Here is a 652-nt window from a genome sequence, read left to right on the forward strand (position 1 = left end):
ATCGTGAACTGAGGATGTTGCGCGGAAAAGATGGATACACAATTTTAAAGAAGAAATACGACTTATCAGAGCAAATCATGTCTGATCATCTGGGTGCACTAGAATTGCTAGACCTTGTTTACGTAGATGAAAACAAAAGTATTACGTTGCACGGCCCGCTGTACTACAGCTACGCAGAAAACTCGAAGTTAAACGATAAGTAAACCGAGATAATCAAAGAGCAAACAACGACACATGATAAATGCGTTCGTGTTGCTTTGGCGCGAATGAAAATTACGGAAGAACAGTTGCTGGAGCTTGAAGATCAAGTAGCGAAAACGGTGATTGATTTTCACTCGAAGAATGTTGTCGCTGAAAACTTTAATGTTTCCGACTTCACAAACGTAGTTCTACTTGCTGGGCCACATCAACCAGTGACATTCTCTGATGGAATTGTAGAAACAGAATCTCGTTTTATTGACGATATTCGCTACGCAATTGCAGCAGCAGGGGATAAACCAAGCCTTTCAATTTAATCCACTTACTTATCTCTCAGAGCCAATGGCTTGCATCTTAGGTATTGGGAAATATCGAGTTTGTAAGCTCTTGGCTTAACGTCTATCTCTCGCCTAAATCTTCAGCACATCAGTTTGTCTAGCCTTTGTTTTTGCAT

Annotated in this window: 1 pseudogene; it reads left to right on the forward strand. The window is 40.6% G+C overall.

What is annotated here, in order from left to right:
- Nucleotides 1-515, forward strand: a pseudogene (locus R8O10_RS25680) (XRE family transcriptional regulator); the annotation flags it as partial.
- Nucleotides 516-652: the final 137 nt, after the last annotated feature.

It is taken from the genome of Vibrio sp. 1727, from assembly GCF_033344415.1.
Taxonomy (GTDB): Bacteria; Pseudomonadota; Gammaproteobacteria; order Enterobacterales; family Vibrionaceae; genus Vibrio; species Vibrio alginolyticus.